The following is a 2434-nucleotide window of genomic DNA, read 5'->3' on the forward strand; positions in this document are numbered from 1 at the left end:
AGCCTCACGTTTTCCGAACCCATGGTGCCGCTCACCCGCCTGGAGCAGACGCTGGAAAAAGGCATTCCCCTTACCCTGACCCCCGAGGTTGAGGGGCAGTGGCGCTGGCTGGATACCCAAAGCCTGGTCTTCGAGCCCACCGGTGATGCCTTGCCCATGGCCACGGACTACACCGTGACCCTTGAGGAGGGTTTTACCTCTGCCGCTGGTGTCCCCCTGGCCACCACCGCGCAGTGGCAATTTGCCACTGCGCCGCTGGCGGTCACCAACTTTTACCCCGGCGACAACGCCGTCACTGGCAAGCAACCCGTTCTGGTCCTGATCTTCAACCAGGCCATCGACAAAAACCAATTGCTTGAGCATGTGAGCCTGAAAGATAAGCAACACACTCACGCACTGAAACGGGTCGACCCGGATACCCTGGCGCAGGACGAATACAAGGCATTGATTGACGACCTGCCGGCCGAACAGTGGCTGGCCCTGACACCCTCCGAACCACTCCCCTGGAATCAGACGTTTTCACTGACCTTGGCGCAAGGCACTCCGGCCAAGGCCGGCAACCGGCTGACCAAAGCCGACCAAGCCTTTTCCTTTCGCACCGCCGGCCCATTGCGGATCGAGCGTAATGACTGTGCCGAGCGCGAGTGCACACCCGATGAAGGGGTTTCGTTACAATTCAGCCATCGTCTTTCCGATGACTGGGACAAATCCCGGCTTGAGGTATCCCCCGACGTGGACGGGCTGGAGATTTCTCACTACGGCACTTATATCCAATTGCGCGGCTCTTTTCAGCCGGAGACCGAGTACACACTGACACTACCCACTGGCACGACAGACGAGTTTGGTCGGGCGCTGGAAGAAGACCTGGTCACGAAGGTCACTATCGCCTCCTACCCTCCGATGTTCACCCTGCCCGGTCAAGATTTGATTACCCTGCCCGGGGCCTTTGCCACGCTGCCCATCGTCAGCCGGAATATCCAGACACTGGACATTGAAGTCCGCCAGGTCACACCAGACGACTGGTCCGACTTCCAGCGCTACCGCCTGAACTACCGTCGAGCAGTTGATAAGGAAAAGCCGGAGAAGCCCGGCACGTTACTGGAAAACCACACCCTGACGTTAAATGCCGAAGCGAACACAATGACGGTCACACGCCTTTCGCTGGATCCGTGGTTGAACGAGGAGGGCTTTGGCCACCTGTTGGTTTTTGCGTCGTCACCTGAAATGGACAACAAAGACAATAGCCGATACCGCTATAACCAGGCCCAATTTGGCCAATGGCTGCAAGTCACCAATCTTGCAGTAAGCACCTACGCGGAACGCGATCGGGTCACCGCTTGGGTCACCGACCTGACCACGGGCACGCCCACTGCGGATGCGCGGGTACACGTCGGAGCGATCAGCGCATCAACCGATGACAATGGACTGGCTTCGTTGCCGTTATCGGACAGAGAAGAACATTCGTCGTTGATGGTTGAGAGCCAGTCCGATCAGGCTCTGTTTCAAGCACACAGCCTGTCGCCGCTTTACCGGGACGAATACAACTATTATCGCTACCCGACATTCACCTTCACCGACCGCCAACTCTATCAACCCGGCGAAACCGTCCACCTGAAAGGCCTTATCCGCGAGCGCGGTTTCGGCGTCGAGGGCGACCTGCACTACCCCAAGGATCTGACCCACCTGGAGTGGACGGCCTACGATGGTCAACGCAATGAACTCGACCAGGGGCGGCTATCCTTGAACGAGTCCGGCGCTTTTGACCTCTCTCTACCGCTGCCCAGCAGCGCCGCGTCCGGTTCGGCCGCAATTGAACTGCGCCTGTTCCGCGGTAAGAATGAAATAAATGAATATTTCGGTGGCCACAGCTTCCGCATCGAGACCTTCCGCCGCCCCGAATACAAGGTCGACCTGAATTTCAGCGCCGAACGCCCTATCGCACAAGCGCCCTTACAGGCCACGGCCCGGGCGAGCTACTATGCCGGTGGCCCACTGCCCAACGCTCCGGTGGAGTGGCAACTGACCCTGAATACGGCTCGCTATGCGCCGCCGGGTTGGTCCGATTACCATTTTGGTCGCGTCCCCCCAATGTGGGGGCACGGCTTTTGGCCCCAACCCGAGGAAGCCCGTTGGCAGCATCAGGCGTCGGGGCAAACCAATACCAAAGGCGAACACCGGTTGAGCATTGCCCCCAACAAGGCATTGGATTTTTCCGATCTGTTGTTTCCCCATACACTGGATGTGACCACGACCGTTACCGACGTCAATCGGCAACAGTGGAGCACCAACGACACTTTAGTTTTGCACCCGGGCAATCTCTACGTTGGGCTGCGTACCGAAAAGCGCTTCGCGCATACCGAAGACACCATCATCGTTCAGTGGGTGACGGTCGATATCGACGGCAACGCCGTGACCACGGATGCGCCCGACATCG

Annotated in this window: 1 protein-coding gene; it reads left to right on the forward strand. The window is 58.6% G+C overall.

Annotated elements, in window-relative coordinates; all coding sequences use genetic code 11:
* The coding region (locus B3520_RS13760) for an Ig-like domain-containing alpha-2-macroglobulin family protein (RefSeq protein ID WP_286876309.1) at window positions 1–2434 on the forward strand (2434 nt) is incomplete at both ends.

Source organism: Marinimicrobium sp. UBA4509, assembly GCF_002388575.1.
Taxonomy (GTDB): Bacteria; Pseudomonadota; Gammaproteobacteria; order Pseudomonadales; family Cellvibrionaceae; genus Marinimicrobium; species Marinimicrobium koreense.